At 73.5% G+C, this 13,571-nt stretch carries 13 protein-coding genes; 5 read left to right on the top strand and 8 right to left on the bottom strand.

Translation table 11 applies throughout. From position 1 onward, the window contains the following. Positions 1-25 precede the first annotated feature (25 nt). Both K329_RS0114095 and K329_RS0114090 read left to right on the top strand, forming a co-directional pair. The gene (locus tag K329_RS0114095; protein ID WP_028473555.1) at positions 26-916 is read left to right on the top strand and encodes an SCO4651 family lipoprotein; all 891 of its coding nucleotides are present in this window, start codon (positions 26-28) and stop codon (positions 914-916) included. Between the two features lie 135 nt (positions 917-1,051). Continuing rightward, entirely contained in the window at positions 1,052-1,903 is an 852-nt protein-coding gene (locus K329_RS0114090; protein ID WP_028473554.1) for a LolA-like protein, read from the top strand. 110 nt (positions 1,904-2,013) lie between these two features. Here K329_RS0114090 and K329_RS0114085 read toward each other — a convergent pair whose 3' ends face one another. The 5 genes from K329_RS0114085 to lipB form a co-directional block, all read right to left on the bottom strand. After that, positions 2,014-2,721: a DUF4191 domain-containing protein gene (locus tag K329_RS0114085; RefSeq protein ID WP_028473553.1), complete on the bottom strand. Its 708-nt coding sequence runs from the start codon at positions 2,719-2,721 to the stop codon at positions 2,014-2,016. A gap of 75 nt (positions 2,722-2,796) precedes the next feature. Next, positions 2,797-3,753 (bottom strand): lipoyl synthase, encoded by a 957-nt coding sequence (gene lipA / locus K329_RS0114080; RefSeq protein WP_043643606.1) that lies wholly within the window; start codon positions 3,751-3,753, stop codon positions 2,797-2,799. Between the two features lie 61 nt (positions 3,754-3,814). Beyond that, a complete protein-coding gene (locus K329_RS0114075; RefSeq protein WP_028473551.1) occupies positions 3,815-4,798 on the bottom strand; it encodes an ABC transporter permease subunit in 984 nt (327 codons plus the stop codon). Then, positions 4,795-5,772: an ABC transporter ATP-binding protein gene (locus K329_RS0114070; protein ID WP_028473550.1), complete on the bottom strand. Its 978-nt coding sequence runs from the start codon at positions 5,770-5,772 to the stop codon at positions 4,795-4,797. The genes K329_RS0114075 and K329_RS0114070 overlap by 4 nt, the downstream gene beginning before the upstream one ends. An 86-nt stretch (positions 5,773-5,858) precedes the next feature. Continuing rightward, positions 5,859-6,632 carry a lipoyl(octanoyl) transferase LipB gene (lipB, locus tag K329_RS26870; RefSeq protein WP_052336897.1) on the bottom strand — a complete coding sequence of 258 codons (774 nt, stop codon included), beginning with the start codon at positions 6,630-6,632 and terminating at the stop codon, positions 5,859-5,861. 91 nt (positions 6,633-6,723) lie between these two features. On the opposite strand from lipB, the gene K329_RS0114060 reads away from it, so the two are divergent. After that, positions 6,724-7,389: a hypothetical protein gene (locus K329_RS0114060; protein ID WP_028473549.1), complete on the top strand. Its 666-nt coding sequence runs from the start codon at positions 6,724-6,726 to the stop codon at positions 7,387-7,389. On the opposite strand, the gene K329_RS0114055 is transcribed toward K329_RS0114060, so the two are convergent. After that, entirely contained in the window at positions 7,361-8,269 is a 909-nt protein-coding gene (locus K329_RS0114055) for a TIGR01777 family oxidoreductase (RefSeq protein ID WP_028473548.1), read from the bottom strand. The two genes, K329_RS0114060 and K329_RS0114055, sit on opposite strands and share 29 nt — an antisense overlap. Positions 8,270-8,352: 83 nt before the next feature. After that, positions 8,353-10,182 (bottom strand): 2-oxoglutarate dehydrogenase, E2 component, dihydrolipoamide succinyltransferase, encoded by a 1,830-nt coding sequence (sucB, locus tag K329_RS0114050; protein WP_028473547.1) that lies wholly within the window; start codon positions 10,180-10,182, stop codon positions 8,353-8,355. A 320-nt stretch (positions 10,183-10,502) separates the two neighbouring features. Here sucB and K329_RS0114045 point away from each other — a divergent pair, with 320 nt between their 5' ends. Continuing rightward, positions 10,503-10,865, top strand: a complete 363-nt coding sequence (locus K329_RS0114045) for a hypothetical protein (RefSeq protein WP_028473546.1) — start codon at positions 10,503-10,505, stop codon at positions 10,863-10,865. Between the two features lie 18 nt (positions 10,866-10,883). Here the strand turns inward: K329_RS0114045 and K329_RS0114040 are convergent, their stop codons facing one another. Further along, a complete protein-coding gene (locus tag K329_RS0114040) occupies positions 10,884-12,419 on the bottom strand; it encodes a leucyl aminopeptidase (RefSeq protein WP_028473545.1) in 1,536 nt (511 codons plus the stop codon). A 37-nt stretch (positions 12,420-12,456) separates the two neighbouring features. On the opposite strand from K329_RS0114040, the gene gcvT reads away from it, so the two are divergent. Further along, entirely contained in the window at positions 12,457-13,566 is a 1,110-nt protein-coding gene (gene gcvT / locus K329_RS0114035) for a glycine cleavage system aminomethyltransferase GcvT (protein ID WP_028473544.1), read from the top strand. Positions 13,567-13,571: the final 5 nt, after the last annotated feature.

Here is a 13,571-nt window from a genome sequence, read left to right as displayed (position 1 = left end):
CGCTGACCACCCGAGAGGTGCCCGCATGACCCTCCTTCCCGTACGGCGCGCGATCGCCGCCGCCTCGCTCAGTGCCCTCGCCGTCACCGGCCTCGCCGCGTGCGGCTCCGACGACACGACCGAGGACGCGTCGGCCGACGCGAGCTCGGAGAGCAGCGAGAGCGGTGACGCTCCCAGCGCCGCCGACGGCGAGCGGGCGGAGGGCGACGCCGTCCCCACCGAGGAGTTCATCGCCCTCTACACCGCGGCGTACGAGGGCCAGACCTCGGCCGCGATGTCGATGGAGCTCTCCGGCGCCGGCATGGGCGCCGCGGCGATGACCGCCGAGGGCCAGGTCGACCTCACGACCGCCCCGCCGCAGCTGGCGATGTCGATGGACTACGCGGGGGAGGCGCTCGACCTGCGCCTCGTCGACGGCGTCATGTACCTGGGCAGCGCCGCCTTCGCCGACCTCGGCGCCGAGTGGCTCCGCGTCGACATCTCCGACCCCGAGGCCGCCGCCTCGCTCGGCATCGACCCCGACCAGTTCACCCAGGGTCTCGACCCCGACGCGATGGTGGCGCTCTTCGAGGCGTCGGTGGAGTCGGTGACGTACGGCGGGGAGCAGGACGTCGAGGGCGCCGCGCTCGAGCGCTACGACGTCGTCATGGACGGCGCCGCGGCCGCGGCCGAGTTCGGCGTCACCGAGCAGGATGCCGCGGCCCTGCCCGAGACGCTCGAGTACGCCGTCTTCCTCGACGCCGACGGCCTGGTGCGCCAGCTCGACATGGCCCTGCCCGACCCGGCGTCCGGCGAGGACTCCACGATCACGATCCGGTTCGACGACTACGGCTCCGACGTCACGGTCGAGGCGCCCGCCGAGGACACCACGATCGACTTCGCCGAGCTCGGCCTGGGCGAGCTCACGACTCCCTGACGCCCGTCTCCTCGAGGGGCGGAGGGACTGGGGGGCAGACCCCAGTTTGGTGCGAGGGCCACCGGGGCACCGTGGCCGCGGGCGTCCCCGGACCTAGGAGGGGACGTCTCCCGAGATGAACCCGAGGAGAACCCCATGACCCGCTTCAACGTACGACGGGCCGTCGCCGCCACCACCCTGGGAGTGCTCGCCGTCGGCGGCCTCGCCGCCTGCGGCTCCGATGACGACGGGGGCTCCACCGCCTCCGACTCCAGCAGCGACGACAGCTCGCAGGACGGCGACGCCGAGGAGGCCGACCCGGAGACGGACGAGGGTCCGGCCGAGGGCGACGAGGTCGAGCCGACCGCGTTCGCGGACATGTACGCCGACGCGATGGAGCAGATGGGCTCCGCCGCCGTCGCGGTCGACGCGACGGGAGCAGCCCCGGTCACCTCCGAGGGCGTCATCAGCTTCGACCCCGAGAACGTCCAGATGGAGCTCACGACGGAGACGGCGGGTCAGTCGTCCGAGGTGCTCCTCGTCGACGACGTCATGTACGTCGGCGACGGTGCTGGTGGCTTCTTCTCCCTCCCGCTGGACGACCCGAACAACCCGTTCGCGAAGTCGTTCTCGATCTCGTTCGACGCCGAGGCCAACCGCGAGCTCTTCGCCACCGCCGCCAACTCGGTCGTCTACACGGGCACCGAGGACGTCGACGGCTCCGAGGTCGACGTCTACGAGGTCGAGATGGACGCCCTCGCGTCGCTCGAGGCCCAGGGCCTCACCGAGCTCACCGAGGCGGTCCCGGACTTCCCCGAGACGCTGACCTACACGGCCGCGTTCGACGACGACGGCAACCTCGTCCAGGTCGTCACCACGATCCCGTCGATCGCCGGCGCACCCGAGTCGGAGCAGACCATCACCTACTCCGACTTCGGCACCGACGTCGACGTGCAGGCCCCGGACCCGAGCACGGTCCAGGACTTCCCGGGCGCCCCGAGCGCCTGACGCACCGCCGTACGACGAACGCCCCGGTCCTCAGGACCGGGGCGTTCGTCATGCTGCGTCACGCTGGGGGCTGCCCGCCGTACGGCGAGCGCACCGGGCAGGGGAGCGGCTCAGCGCCCGCGCATGTTCTGGCGCATGCCCTTCATGTTCGACGGCATCGGCCCCTTGGGCAGCGGGAGCGTCGAGCGCTGGGCGTCGAGCGCCTTGATGCGGTTGAGCGTGTCGGTCATCTCCGCGGGGCGGATCTTCTTGGGCATCTTCTGCAGGTGGCGCACCAGCTTGGGCAGCGGCACCTGGCCCTCACCACGGCCGACGACGACCTCGTTGATGGGGGTGTCGGTCGCGACGCGCTCGTGCTTGCGGCGCTCGGAGGCCATCAGCTGCTTGAGCCGCGTGGGGCTGCCCTCACCGATGAGGATGATGCCGGGGCGGCCGACGACGCGGTGCACGACGTCCTGCTGCTTGTTGAAGGCCACCATGGGCTTCGAGACCCAGCCGCGGCGGAGCATCTGGAGCGCGGCCGCGGCGGCGCCCTTCTGGTCCTCGATCTGCGTGTACATCGAGCGCTGGGCGCGCCGGCCGAAGACGATGAGGGTGGCCAGGGTGCCGGTGAGGATGCCGCCGGGCACGGCGAAGATCCAGTTCGGTCCCGGGATCAGCCAGAAGAGGCCGAAACCGACGAGGCCGAACACCAGGAAGGTGCCCAGCAGGATCAGACCGAGCTTCGGGTCGCCCTTCTTGGCCATCCGGTAGGTCTCGGAGAACTGCTGCCGGCGCTTCTTCTTCGGAGCGGGGGCTGCGGGCTGCTTGCTCGACATGCGGTGGAGCCTTCTTCTGCGGGGACCGACGGTGCGGGCCCGGTCGGACAGGAAAAGCGCCGTGCCCCCGGGGGGTCAGACGCTGACGCTCGCCTTGGTCTCGACCGGCGCACCGGAACGAGCCTCGACGGCCTGACGGTACAGCCGACCGGCGCGGTACGACGAACGGACCAGGGGTCCGGACAGCGCGCCGGCGAAGCCGATCTCCATCGCCTCCTCCTGCAGCTCGACGAACTCGTGGGGCTTGACCCAGCGCTCGACGGGGTGGTGGCGCAGCGACGGACGGAGGTACTGGGTGATGGTGATGAGGTCGCAGCCGGCCTCGTGGAGGTCGCTCAGCGCCTGCGAGACCTCCTCGCGGGTCTCGCCCATGCCGAGGATGAGGTTGGACTTGGTGACCAGCCCGAACGCGCGCGCCTGGGTGATCACGTCGAGCGAGCGCTCGTAGCGGAACGCCGGGCGGATGCGCTTGAAGATGCGGGGCACGGTCTCGACGTTGTGGGCGAGCACCTCGGGGCGCGACTCGAAGACCTCGGCCAGCAGGTCGGGGGTGCCGTTGAAGTCGGGGATGAGGTTCTCGACGCCCGTGCCGGGGTTGAGCTCGTGGATCATCCGCACGGTCTCGGCGTAGAGCCAGGCGCCGCCGTCGGGCAGGTCGTCGCGGGCGACGCCGGTGATGGTCGCGTAGCGCAGCTCCATCTTCTGCACCGACTCCGCGACGCGGCGGGGCTCGTCGCGGTCGAGGGGCTGCGGCTTGCCGGTGTCGATCTGGCAGAAGTCGCAGCGACGCGTGCACTGGTCGCCGCCGATGAGGAACGTGGCCTCGCGGTCTTCCCAGCACTCGTAGATGTTGGGGCAGCCCGCCTCCTGGCACACCGTGTGGAGGCCCTCGGACTTCACGAGGCCCTGCAGCGCCTGGAACTCGGGCCCCATCTTCGCCTTGGTCTTGATCCACTCGGGCTTGCGCTCGATCGGCGTCTCCGCGTTGCGGACCTCGAGGCGGAGGAGCTTGCGACCTTCGGGGGCAGGCATCTGAGTCACGGACTTCACTGTACGCCGGTGAGCCAGGTCACCGGGCATCCGCCGGGGGCTCTCAGGGCACGTCGCGACGGCGGAACGACAGCACCGACGCCGCCACCACGACCGCGGCACCGACGAGCAGGAAGAGGCCGCTGCCGGAGCGGTCGATGACGCCCTCGCACCCCGGCAGTCCCGACCCGTAGAGGCACTCGGGAGTCTGCAGGTAGTAGCGGTACTCCCCGGTGACGAAGGCGAGCACGTTGGTCGGCACGAGCCAGCGCTCGGGGGCGTCGAGCGGCAGCAGCCCGACGAGGAGGCTGCCCAGCACCAGCACGGCGAACATCACCCCGAGAGCGCCGACCGTGGAGCGCAGCAGCATCGTCAGCGCGTACGCCGTCACCGCGGCCACCGCGAGCAGCAGCGTCGCAGCGGTGACGGTCTCGACGAGGTCGACGGTGAACCCCTCGGGCCGTGGTCGCATGCGCCAGAAGGCCAGCGCGATCAAGGCGGACCAGTACGCGACCTGCACCACGAGGGCGACCACCGCCGCCCACAGACCGACGGCCACGGCCTTCGCCACCCAGACGCGCGTACGGCGGGGCTCGACGAGCAGCTGCACCGACATCGACCCCGACGCCCAGTCGGCGCCAGCGAACGTCGTGCCCACCAGGAGCACCACGACGCCGAGCAGCACCACCACCGCGAACCCGCTGTCGGTGCGCTCCTCCTCCAGGTCGAGCGGAGGGCGGGGGAGGTAGCCCTCGGCCCCCGTGCCCTCGTCGCCCGCGCAGAGGACGACGTTGTCGACGCTGCCGTCGGACTCCGCGTCCAGCCGCTGCTCCTCCTCCTCGGCCCAGGCGCGGCAGTCGGCGGTGTCCGTGACCAGCTGCTCCTCGGCGAAGCGGGCGTCGGCGTCGCTGTGCGCGCGGGTGTCCCACGCCGTGCTCGCCCAGATCAGGACGGGCACGACGACGGCGACGGCCAGCAGCACGAGCACCGCCCGGCGCAGGCGCAGACGGGTGAGCTCCACGCGGGCGAGCCCGGCGAGCCCGGTCACGACGGGTCTCCGTCCGGGCCGGTGGTCCCGGGCTCGTCGCCGGGCGTGCCGAGGGTGTGGTCCGAGGTGAGGTCGAGGAAGACCTGCTCGAGGTCGGCGCGCACGGGGGAGAGCTCCGAGAGCCACAGCCCGCGCTCGCCGAGCACCTGCGTGATCCGGGCCGGACCGGCACCGGCCGGGTCGACCGCGAGGGTGCCCGGCGGGGCACCGGGCTCGCGCCGTACGACGAGACCCGCCTCCCGCAGGGCGACGACCGCCGCCTCGGGGTCGGTCACGACCACCCGGTACGACGTGCCGCCGCCCAGGAGGTCGTCGACGCGACCCTGGGCGAGCAGCCGGCCGCGGCCGATGATGCTCGCCGAGGTGCAGACCTGCTGCACCTCGGCCAGGAGGTGCGAGCTCACGAGCACGGTCACGCCCCGCTCCCCGAGCCCGCGGACCATCTCGCGGATCTCGCGGATGCCGGCCGGGTCGAGACCGTTGGTCGGCTCGTCGAGGACGAGGAGCGCCGGGTCCTTCAACAGCGTCGCGGCGATCGCCAGTCGCTGCTTCATGCCGAGCGAGTAGCCGTGGTAGCGCTCGTCGGCGCGGTCGGCGAGGCCCACGGTGGTGAGCGCGGTGTCCACGCGATCGACCGGCACCCCGCCCGCGCGGGCGAGGAGCCCCAGGTTCTGCCGGGCCGTGAAGGTGGGGCTGAACTTGGGCGACTCCACGACGGCGCCGACGCGGCCGATCACGTGCGGCAGCTCGTCGGGCACCGGACGGCCGAAGAGCCGCATCTCGCCGCTGGTGGCGCGGGCCAGGCCGAGGAGCATGCGGATGGTCGTGGTCTTGCCGGAGCCGTTGGGGCCGAGGAAACCGTGCACGCCACCGGCCGGCACCGCGAGGTCGAGCCCGTCGACCGCCACGCGCACGCCGTGGCGCGTGCGGAACTCCTTGCGCAGTCCGCGCGTCTCGATCACGTGCTCGGTCATGGCGCCGCCCCCTGGTCTCCGGCGGTCATCCTGCCGGGGAGGGGTGACAACGGGCGCACGACACTCCGGCGTCGCGCCGGGGCGGCTCAGCCGGGGGTGACGAGCTCGATGCGGGGGAGCGACGGCGCGCTCGCCCGGGGCGGCTCGGGGCGGGCCTCGAAGTCGGGGGTGGCGTCGTACGGCGCCCAGGCCAGCAGGCGACGCAGGTGCGCCTCGACGACCGGCAGCACCTCGGTGATCGTGACGTCGCGACCCAGCTCGGCGCTGAGCGACGTGACACCCGCGTCGGTGATCCCGCACGGCGTGAACCGGGCGTACCAGTCGAGGTCGACGTCGCAGTTCAGCGAGAACCCGTGCATGGTCACGCCGCCAGCCACGCGGAGCCCGATGGCGGCGATCTTGCGCTCGGGGCCGCGGTCGTCGGCGCGCAGCCACACGCCGCTGCGACCGGGCACCCGGGCGGTCGCGACGCCCAGGTCGGCGCAGGCGCCGATGAGGGCCTCCTCCACGCGGCGGACGTAGTCGACGACCAGCACGTGGTCGGGCAGCCGGACGATGGGGTAGCCCACCAGCTGGCCCGGCCCGTGGAACGTGATCTTGCCGCCCCGGTCGACGTCGATGACGTCGGCGCCACCCGGGTCGGCGGGGCGCTCGTGGGCGTCGGTGCGCTTGCCGCAGGTGAAGACCGGCGGGTGCTGGAGCATGAGGATCGTGCCTGTCGGAGCGCCGCTGGGGTCGACCGGCGACGCCACGACCTCGGCGTGCACGGCGCGCTGCAGCTCCCACGCCTCGCGGTACTCGAGCCCCACCTCGCCGGGGCCGAGCCCCAGCGTCCTCACCGACAGACCGCTCTGTGCCATGGGGCCGAGCCTACTCGCGTCGTACGACGGGCCGGGCGCAGCCTGTGGAGGAGCGGAAGCAGCGATCGGCCGACCGCGGCAGGGTGGAGCCATGCCCGTCCCACCCGCCCGTCGCGCCGCACCCGGCGGGACCCACCGCGCCGCACGCCGTCGCCTCGCGCCCGTGGCGCTGGTCGTCGTCGCCCTGATGCTGGCGGTCGTGCCGGCCGTCGGGCTCGTCGCCGTGCTGGTAACCGGCGGGGGTGCGTCCGGCGGGGGTGCGTCCGGTGGGGGTGGCGACGCGAGCCCGGCGGCGGCGCAGGGCGGTCCCGCGGGTCGGTGGTGGGACGCCGGTCGTCCGACGGCCGGGGCGTCGGAGGTGGACGCCGCGGCCGTCGTGCGCGACTGGGACGAGGCGCGCGCGGTCGCGTACGCCGCCGGCGACGTGCCCGCGCTCCGGCTGCTCTACCCGGAGGCCTCGCCGCTGGCGGCGGAGGACGTCGCGCTGCTGGCGGCTTACGAGGACCGCGGGCTGCGGCTGCACGGGGTCGGGTTCGAGCTCGTGTCCGCCTCGACGGTCGAGCACGCGCCGGACCGGCTCGTGGTGGGCGTGACCGAGCGCCTGCGGCGGGCCGACGTACGACGGACCGACGGCGCCGCCACGGGGGTGCGGACGCCGTCGGCCCCGTCGACGCGGCGGGTGCTCACGTTCACCCGCGGCGACGACGCGACCTGGCGCCTGACCGAGGTCAGGTCGTCGGGGCCAGCGCCGTCGTGAGCACGTCGCGGATGTCGTGGTCGTGGAAGAGGTAGCCGGCCTGCTCGAGCGCCTCGGGACGGGTGCGGAGCGAACCGAGCACCTCGGGCGCCATCCGGCCGGCACCGAAGCGGATCAGCGGGGAGGGCACGCGCAGGAACGCGGGACGCCGGACGAGCTCGGCCAGCACCTTCGTGAACTCGGCGTTGGTCGGCACCTCGGGGCAGCAGAGGTTGAAGGCGCCCAAGGCGGTGTCGTGCTCCGCGAGGTGCGCCACGCCGCCCACCCAGTCGCGCAGCGAGATGACGGGGAAGTGCTGGCGCCCGTCGCCGAGCTTCGCGGCCCCGCCGAGGCGGAAGAGCGGCAGCAGCAGGTTGAGCGGCGCGCTGGCGCGGTCGAGCACCGGCGCCGTGCGCAGGAAGCAGACCCTGGCCCCCGCGTCGACGGCCGCCTGGGCGGCGTCCTGCCACTCGCGGGTCACGTCGGTGAGCAGGGCGTCGCCGCGGCTGTCGGCCGACTCCGTCAGCACGGGGTCGCCGGCGTCGCGGTGGTCGCCGTAGAAGGAGATGCCGTTGCCGGCGAGGAAGGCGGGGGAGCGCTCGGCATCCGCGATCGTGCGGGCCAGCAGGGCCGTCGTGGTGATCCGGCTGCGCCGGAGCTCGGTGGCCCACTTCTTCGAGTGCGGGTTGCCCATGGTGGGCGAGCCGGCGAGGTTGACGACCACGTCGGCGCTGCCGACCAGCGCGGCGTCGACCGTGCCGTCGTACGGCGCCCACACCGACGTGTCGGGCTCGTCGCTGGCCGAGCGGACGAGCCGCGTGACGCGGTGGTCGCGGGCGCGCAGCTCGCGGACGAGGGCCTGGCCCAGGAAACCGGACGAACCGGCGACGACGACGTGCATGCACTACCTCCTGAACGGACACGACGGCCCCGGTCCGGAAGAACCGGGCCGGGGCCGTCGTACGGATGGTCGGACGTGGTCGGTCAGACCTCGAACTGACCGCTCTCCAGACGCTTCTTCACGTCCTGGAGGAAGCGGCCGGCGCCGGCGCCGTCCACCAGACGGTGGTCGTACGTCAGCGCGACGTAGACCATGTGGCGCACCGCGATCGTCTCGCCCAGGTTGGGGTCGTCGATCACCACGGGACGCTTCACGACGGCACCCGGGCCGAGGATCGCGACCTGCGGCGAGTTGATGATCGGCGTGTCCCAGAGGGCGCCGACGCTGCCGAGGTTCGTGATCGTGAAGGTGCCGCCCGACAGCTCGTCGGGGCCGATCTTGTTGGTGCGCGTGCGGGCCGCGATGTCGGCGATCTTCTTCGCGAGACCGGAGATCGAGAGGTCACCGGCCTCCTTGATCACCGGGGTGATGAGGCCCTTCTCGGTGTCGACCGCGATCGAGAGGTTCTCGTGGTCGTAGTACGTCACCGTGTCGGCCTCGGCGTCGATCGAGGCGTTGAGGGCGGGGTGCTCCTTCAGCGCGTCGATCGCGGCCTTCGCGAAGAACGGCAGGTACGAGAGCTTGACGCCCTCGCGCGCCAGGAAGTCGGCCTTCACGCTGTCGCGCAGACGCGCGATGTTGGTGACGTCGATCTCCACGACCTGCGTGAGCTGGGCCGAGGTCTGGAGCGACCCGACCATGCGGCTCGCGATGATCTTGCGCAGCCGCGACAGCTTCTCGGTCTTGCCGCGCAGCGGCGACGGGGTGACCGGCGACGGCGACGACGACGGAGCGGAGGGCGCGGACGGAGCCGAGGCGGCGGGGGCGGACGGCGCGGGAGCGGCGGCAGCCTCCTTGGCCTTCGCGGCGGCGTCGAGCACGTCCTGCTTGCGGACGCGGCCACCGACACCGGTGCCCGTCACCGACGACAGGTCGACGTCGTGCTGCGCGGCGAGCTTGCGCACGAGCGGCGTGACGTAGGTGCCGGCGTCGGACCCGGCGCTCGAGCCGGACGACAGGGCGGGCTGCTCCGGGGCGGGCTCGTCGGCGCGCGCGGCCGGGGCCGGCTCCGCCTTCTTCTCCGGCTCCGGGGCGGGCTCGGGCTTCTTCTCGGGCTCCGGGGTGGGCTCCGGCTCGGGCTCGGGGGTGGGCTCCGGCTCCGGCTCGGGCTCCGGCTCGGCGGCCGCGGGAGCGGCGTCGGCGGAACCGATGATGGCGAGCTCGGCGCCGACCTCGACGGTCTCGTCCTCGGCGGCCTTGATCTCCAGGAGCGTGCCGGCGACCGGCGAGGGGATCTCGGTGTCGACCTTGTCGGTCGAGACCTCGAGGAGGGGCTCGTCGACGGCGACGTCGTCACCGACCTCCTTGAGCCAGCGGGTGACGGTGCCCTCGGTGACGGACTCGCCCAGCGCGGGGAGCGTCACGGCGGTGCCGGAGGACGACCCGCCGGAGGCGGCGGGCTTCGCGGCGGGGGCCTCGTCGGACTTCTCGGCCTCGGGGGTCTCGTCGCCGGCGGGCAGCTCGCCCTTCTCCTCGACGATCTCCTCCTCCTGCTCGGCCTTCTTCTCGGCCTCGGCGTCGTCCTTTGGCTGGGCCTCCGGCTCGGCGGTGTCGTCGGCGTCGCCGGCGGACTCGCCCTCGTCACCCACGACGGCCAGCACGGCGCCGACCTCGACCGTGTCGTCCTCCTCGGCGCGGATCTCGAGCAGGGTGCCCGCGACGGGCGAGGGGATCTCCGTGTCGACCTTGTCGGTCGAGACCTCGAGGAGCGGCTCGTCCACCGCGATCGAGTCGCCCACCTGCTTGAGCCAGCGGGTCACGGTGCCTTCGGTGACGGACTCGCCGAGGGCCGGCAGGTTTACTTCGGTCGCCATGTGCTTCCTATTCGTCTCAGCGGGGTGTGTGAGGTGTCGTGCGGCTCACCGGGCGACGGTCGGCGCCCGGGAGGGAAACTGGCAGCGTGGGGTCGAGCGGTGCTCCGCCGTACGGCGTGGGCAGGGCGTGGTCGTGACCGGCGGACGGTCCTCGGTCGAGGACCAGCACGTCGTAGTCCGTCACGCCTCGCCTCCAGGGCTCGAGTGGGTGCTGCTGCGGCGCCCATCCTTGCACTACCGGGTCACCGGTTCCCACCCGGACACGACCCATGTTCGCTACTCGACGGTAGTGCTCCCGTGAACACGGCAGAATGGTGACCATGGGTTTGTTCGACCGCTTCAGGTCCCGTCCGCGCACCAGTCGTCCCGGCAGCCACACCGAGCGCACCGGCTCCACCCGCGTGCGGGCCTCCGATAGCGACGACGCGCAGCACCTGCTCGAGTTCGTGCAGTCGCGCCGCGGCGTCGAGGGCTTCGTCGAGCCCCGCACGGCGGTCAGCGACGTCACCCTCCTGCTCGTCGCCCACGACGGCGAGTGGACGCGACGTCGCGTGCCGTCGGTCAAGTGGGCGCACGCGTTCGCCAACAAGCACCAGGTGCCGTCGTACGACGCCGCGGTCGTCGGCATCCCGCAGCGCATGCGCGACTTCAACCGGCGCAAGAAGGCGAGCGGCGAGCTCTGAGGCCCGGGTCCGGCGCGCTCAGCGCGCCGGGCTCGCGGCGTGCTCCGCGGCGAGGCGCTGGGCGTAGGCCACGAGGGTGGGCACGGCGGCACCGGTGCCGCCCGGGGTGAGGTGGCCCGTCGCGCCGCCCGCGTGGAACGCGGGTCCGGCCACGTCGAGGTGAGCCCAGGGCAGGCCGCCCGTGAACTCGCGCAGGAAGGCGCCGGCGAAGAGCCCGCCGCCCCACCGCACCCAGTCGTGCTGGGCGAGGTCGGCGACCTTGCTGCTGCGCACACGCTCGCGCATCTCGTCGGGCAGGGGCATCGGCCACATGGCCTCGCCGGCGCTCTCCGCCGCCTCGACGACGCCCGCCACGACGTCGTCGGTGCCCATCACGCCGCTGATGCGGTCGCCGAGGGCCACGACCATCGCTCCGGTGAGGGTGGCCACGTCGAGCACGACGTCGGGCGCGAGCTCGACCGCGCGGGCCAGGCCGTCGGCGAGCACGAGGCGGCCCTCCGCGTCGGTGTTGGAGATCTCGACGGTCGTGCCGCCGTAGATGCTCAGCACGTCCCCGGGCCGGGTCGCGCTGCCCGACACCATGTTCTCGGCCATCGGGGCGAAGGTGCTGACCGTGACGGGCAGCCCGAGCTCGGCGATCGCGAGGGTCGCCTGCACGACGGCGGCGGCGCCGGCCATGTCGCACTTCATCGTCGTCATCGACCCGCCGGGCTTGATGGAGAGACCGCCCGAGTCGAAGGTGATGCCCTTGCCGACGAGCGCGAGGTGCGCGACCGGGTCGGCCGGGGTGTAGGTCAGCTCGACGAGGCGCGGCGGGGCGCTCGACCCGGCACCGACGCCGAGGATGCCGCCGCAGCCCAGCTCGGCCAGGGAGACCTCGTCGTGCACGGTGATCTCGATCTTCGGGGCGCCGCGACCCTTGGTGGCGGCCTGGTGGGCGGCGCTGACGGCGTCGGCGAAGGCCGGCGGCGTGAGGTCGGCGGGCGGCGTGTTGACCCAGTCGCGGGTGGCGGCGACGGCGCGGGCCACGACCTGGGCCACCTCCGCCTCCGCCTGGACGTCGGCGCGGCGCGCGGCCGGGGTGAGCACGACCGCGTCGGGCGCGGTGGTGTCGTCGGTCAGGCTCTCCTTGCGGTACGCCGTGAAGCGGTAGCCGCCGAGCTCGAAGCCCTCGATGACGGCCCGCACCAGCGCGGGGGAGTCGGCGGGCAGGGCGAGCGCGACCGACGCCGCGTTCGTGACGGCTCGGGCCGCGGTGCCCGCGCCGCGTCGTACGACGACGGGGTCGCTCGACCCGGCCTCGTCACCGAGACCGACCAGCACCAGCAGGGAGGTCGTCAGCTCGTCGCCGACGGGCACCAGGTGGGACTCGCCCTCCTTGCCGGTCACGCCCAGCGCGGTGAGCAGCGGGCGGAGGCGGCGGCCGTAGGCGTCGGCGACGGACTCCGCGCCGGGCGCGAGGGCCGGCCCGTCCTTCGTCGTCACGACGCCGACGACGACGGCGTCGGCGCGGGTCTTGGCGGGGCTGGCCTTGCTGAGCGTGTACGACGTCACCCGGGCGATGCTAGTCGCCGCTGGCATAGTGCTGGCCATGGCGACCCAGGACTCCCCGGAGCTGCTCACGTCCCCCCTGCACCAGCGCCACGTCGCGCTCGGCGCCAAGCTCGCGGAGTTCGGCGGCTGGTCGATGCCGCTGGAGTACGCCACCGGCGTGGTCAAGGAGCACACGGCTGTGCGCCAGGCCGCCGGCCTGTTCGACGTCAGCCACCTCGGCAAGGCGAGCGTGCGCGGCCCGGGCGCGGCGGCGTACGTCGACGCCACCCTCACCGCCGACCTCTCCCGCATCGCGCCCGGCCAGGCGCAGTACACGCTCTGCTGCGACGAGGACGGCGGCGTCGTCGACGACCTCATCGCCTATCTGCGCGCCGACGACGACGTCCTGCTCGTGCCGAACGCCGCGAACACCGCCGAGGTCGTACGGCGCCTCGCGGCCGCCGCACCGGAGGGCGTCGTGGTGCGCGACGAGCACCGCGACCACGTGGTGCTCGCCGTGCAGGGACCCGCGGCCGACGCGGTGCTCGACGGTGCCGGGCTGCCCACCGGTCACGACTACATGTCGTTCGTCGACACGGACGTCGACGGCACCTCGGTCGTCGTCTGCCGCACCGGCTACACCGGGGAGCGGGGCTACGAGCTCGTCGCGCCGGTGAGCGTGGCGGAGGCGCTGTGGGACCGCCTCGTCGCCGCCGGCGAGCCGCACGGGCTGGTGCCCGCCGGTCTCGGCGCCCGCGACACCCTGCGCACCGAGATGGGCTACCCCCTCCACGGCCAGGACATCTCCCGCGACATCACGCCCGTGCAGGCACGGCTCGGCTGGGCCGTCGGCTGGAGGAAGCCGGCGTTCTGGGGCCGCGACGCGCTCACCGCCGAGAAGGCGGCCGGTCCGGCCCGCGTGCTCCGGGGCCTCCGCGCCGTACGGCGGGGCATCCCCCGTGCAGGCATGACCGTCACCGATGCGGACGGGGGTGCGGCCGGGGTCGTGACGTCCGGGACCTTCAGCCCCACCCTCAAGGCCGGCGTGGCGCTGGCCCTGCTCGACGCACGCGTGGCCGAGGGCGACGAGGTCGCCGTCGACGTGCGCGGCCGCGCCGAGCCCTTCACGGTGGTGCGCCCGCCGTTCGTGGAGCCGTCGGTGCGCTGAGCACC

The organism is Nocardioides alkalitolerans DSM 16699 (assembly GCF_000426525.1).
Taxonomy (GTDB): domain Bacteria; phylum Actinomycetota; class Actinomycetes; order Propionibacteriales; family Nocardioidaceae; genus Nocardioides; species Nocardioides alkalitolerans.
Note: the sequence above shows the minus strand (reverse complement) of the source record. Positions and strands in the feature narration are given on the sequence as shown.

Bases quoted from the DNA above. Each gene is read 5' to 3' on its own strand.
- K329_RS0114095 (WP_028473555.1), top strand. From the start codon at position 26: ATGACCCTCCTTCCCGTACGGCGCGCGATCGCCGCCGCCTCGCTCAGT.
- K329_RS0114090 (WP_028473554.1), top strand. From the start codon at position 1,052: ATGACCCGCTTCAACGTACGACGGGCCGTCGCCGCCACCACCCTGGGA.
- K329_RS0114085 (WP_028473553.1), bottom strand. From the start codon at position 2,721: ATGTCGAGCAAGCAGCCCGCAGCCCCCGCTCCGAAGAAGAAGCGCCGG.
- lipA (WP_043643606.1), bottom strand. From the start codon at position 3,753: ATGCCTGCCCCCGAAGGTCGCAAGCTCCTCCGCCTCGAGGTCCGCAAC.
- K329_RS0114070 (WP_028473550.1), bottom strand. From the start codon at position 5,772: ATGACCGAGCACGTGATCGAGACGCGCGGACTGCGCAAGGAGTTCCGC.
- lipB (WP_052336897.1), bottom strand. From the start codon at position 6,632: ATGGCACAGAGCGGTCTGTCGGTGAGGACGCTGGGGCTCGGCCCCGGC.
- K329_RS0114060 (WP_028473549.1), top strand. From the start codon at position 6,724: ATGCCCGTCCCACCCGCCCGTCGCGCCGCACCCGGCGGGACCCACCGC.
- K329_RS0114055 (WP_028473548.1), bottom strand. From the start codon at position 8,269: ATGCACGTCGTCGTCGCCGGTTCGTCCGGTTTCCTGGGCCAGGCCCTC.
- sucB (WP_028473547.1), bottom strand. From the start codon at position 10,182: ATGGCGACCGAAGTAAACCTGCCGGCCCTCGGCGAGTCCGTCACCGAA.
- K329_RS0114045 (WP_028473546.1), top strand. From the start codon at position 10,503: ATGGGTTTGTTCGACCGCTTCAGGTCCCGTCCGCGCACCAGTCGTCCC.
- gcvT (WP_028473544.1), top strand. From the start codon at position 12,457: ATGGCGACCCAGGACTCCCCGGAGCTGCTCACGTCCCCCCTGCACCAG.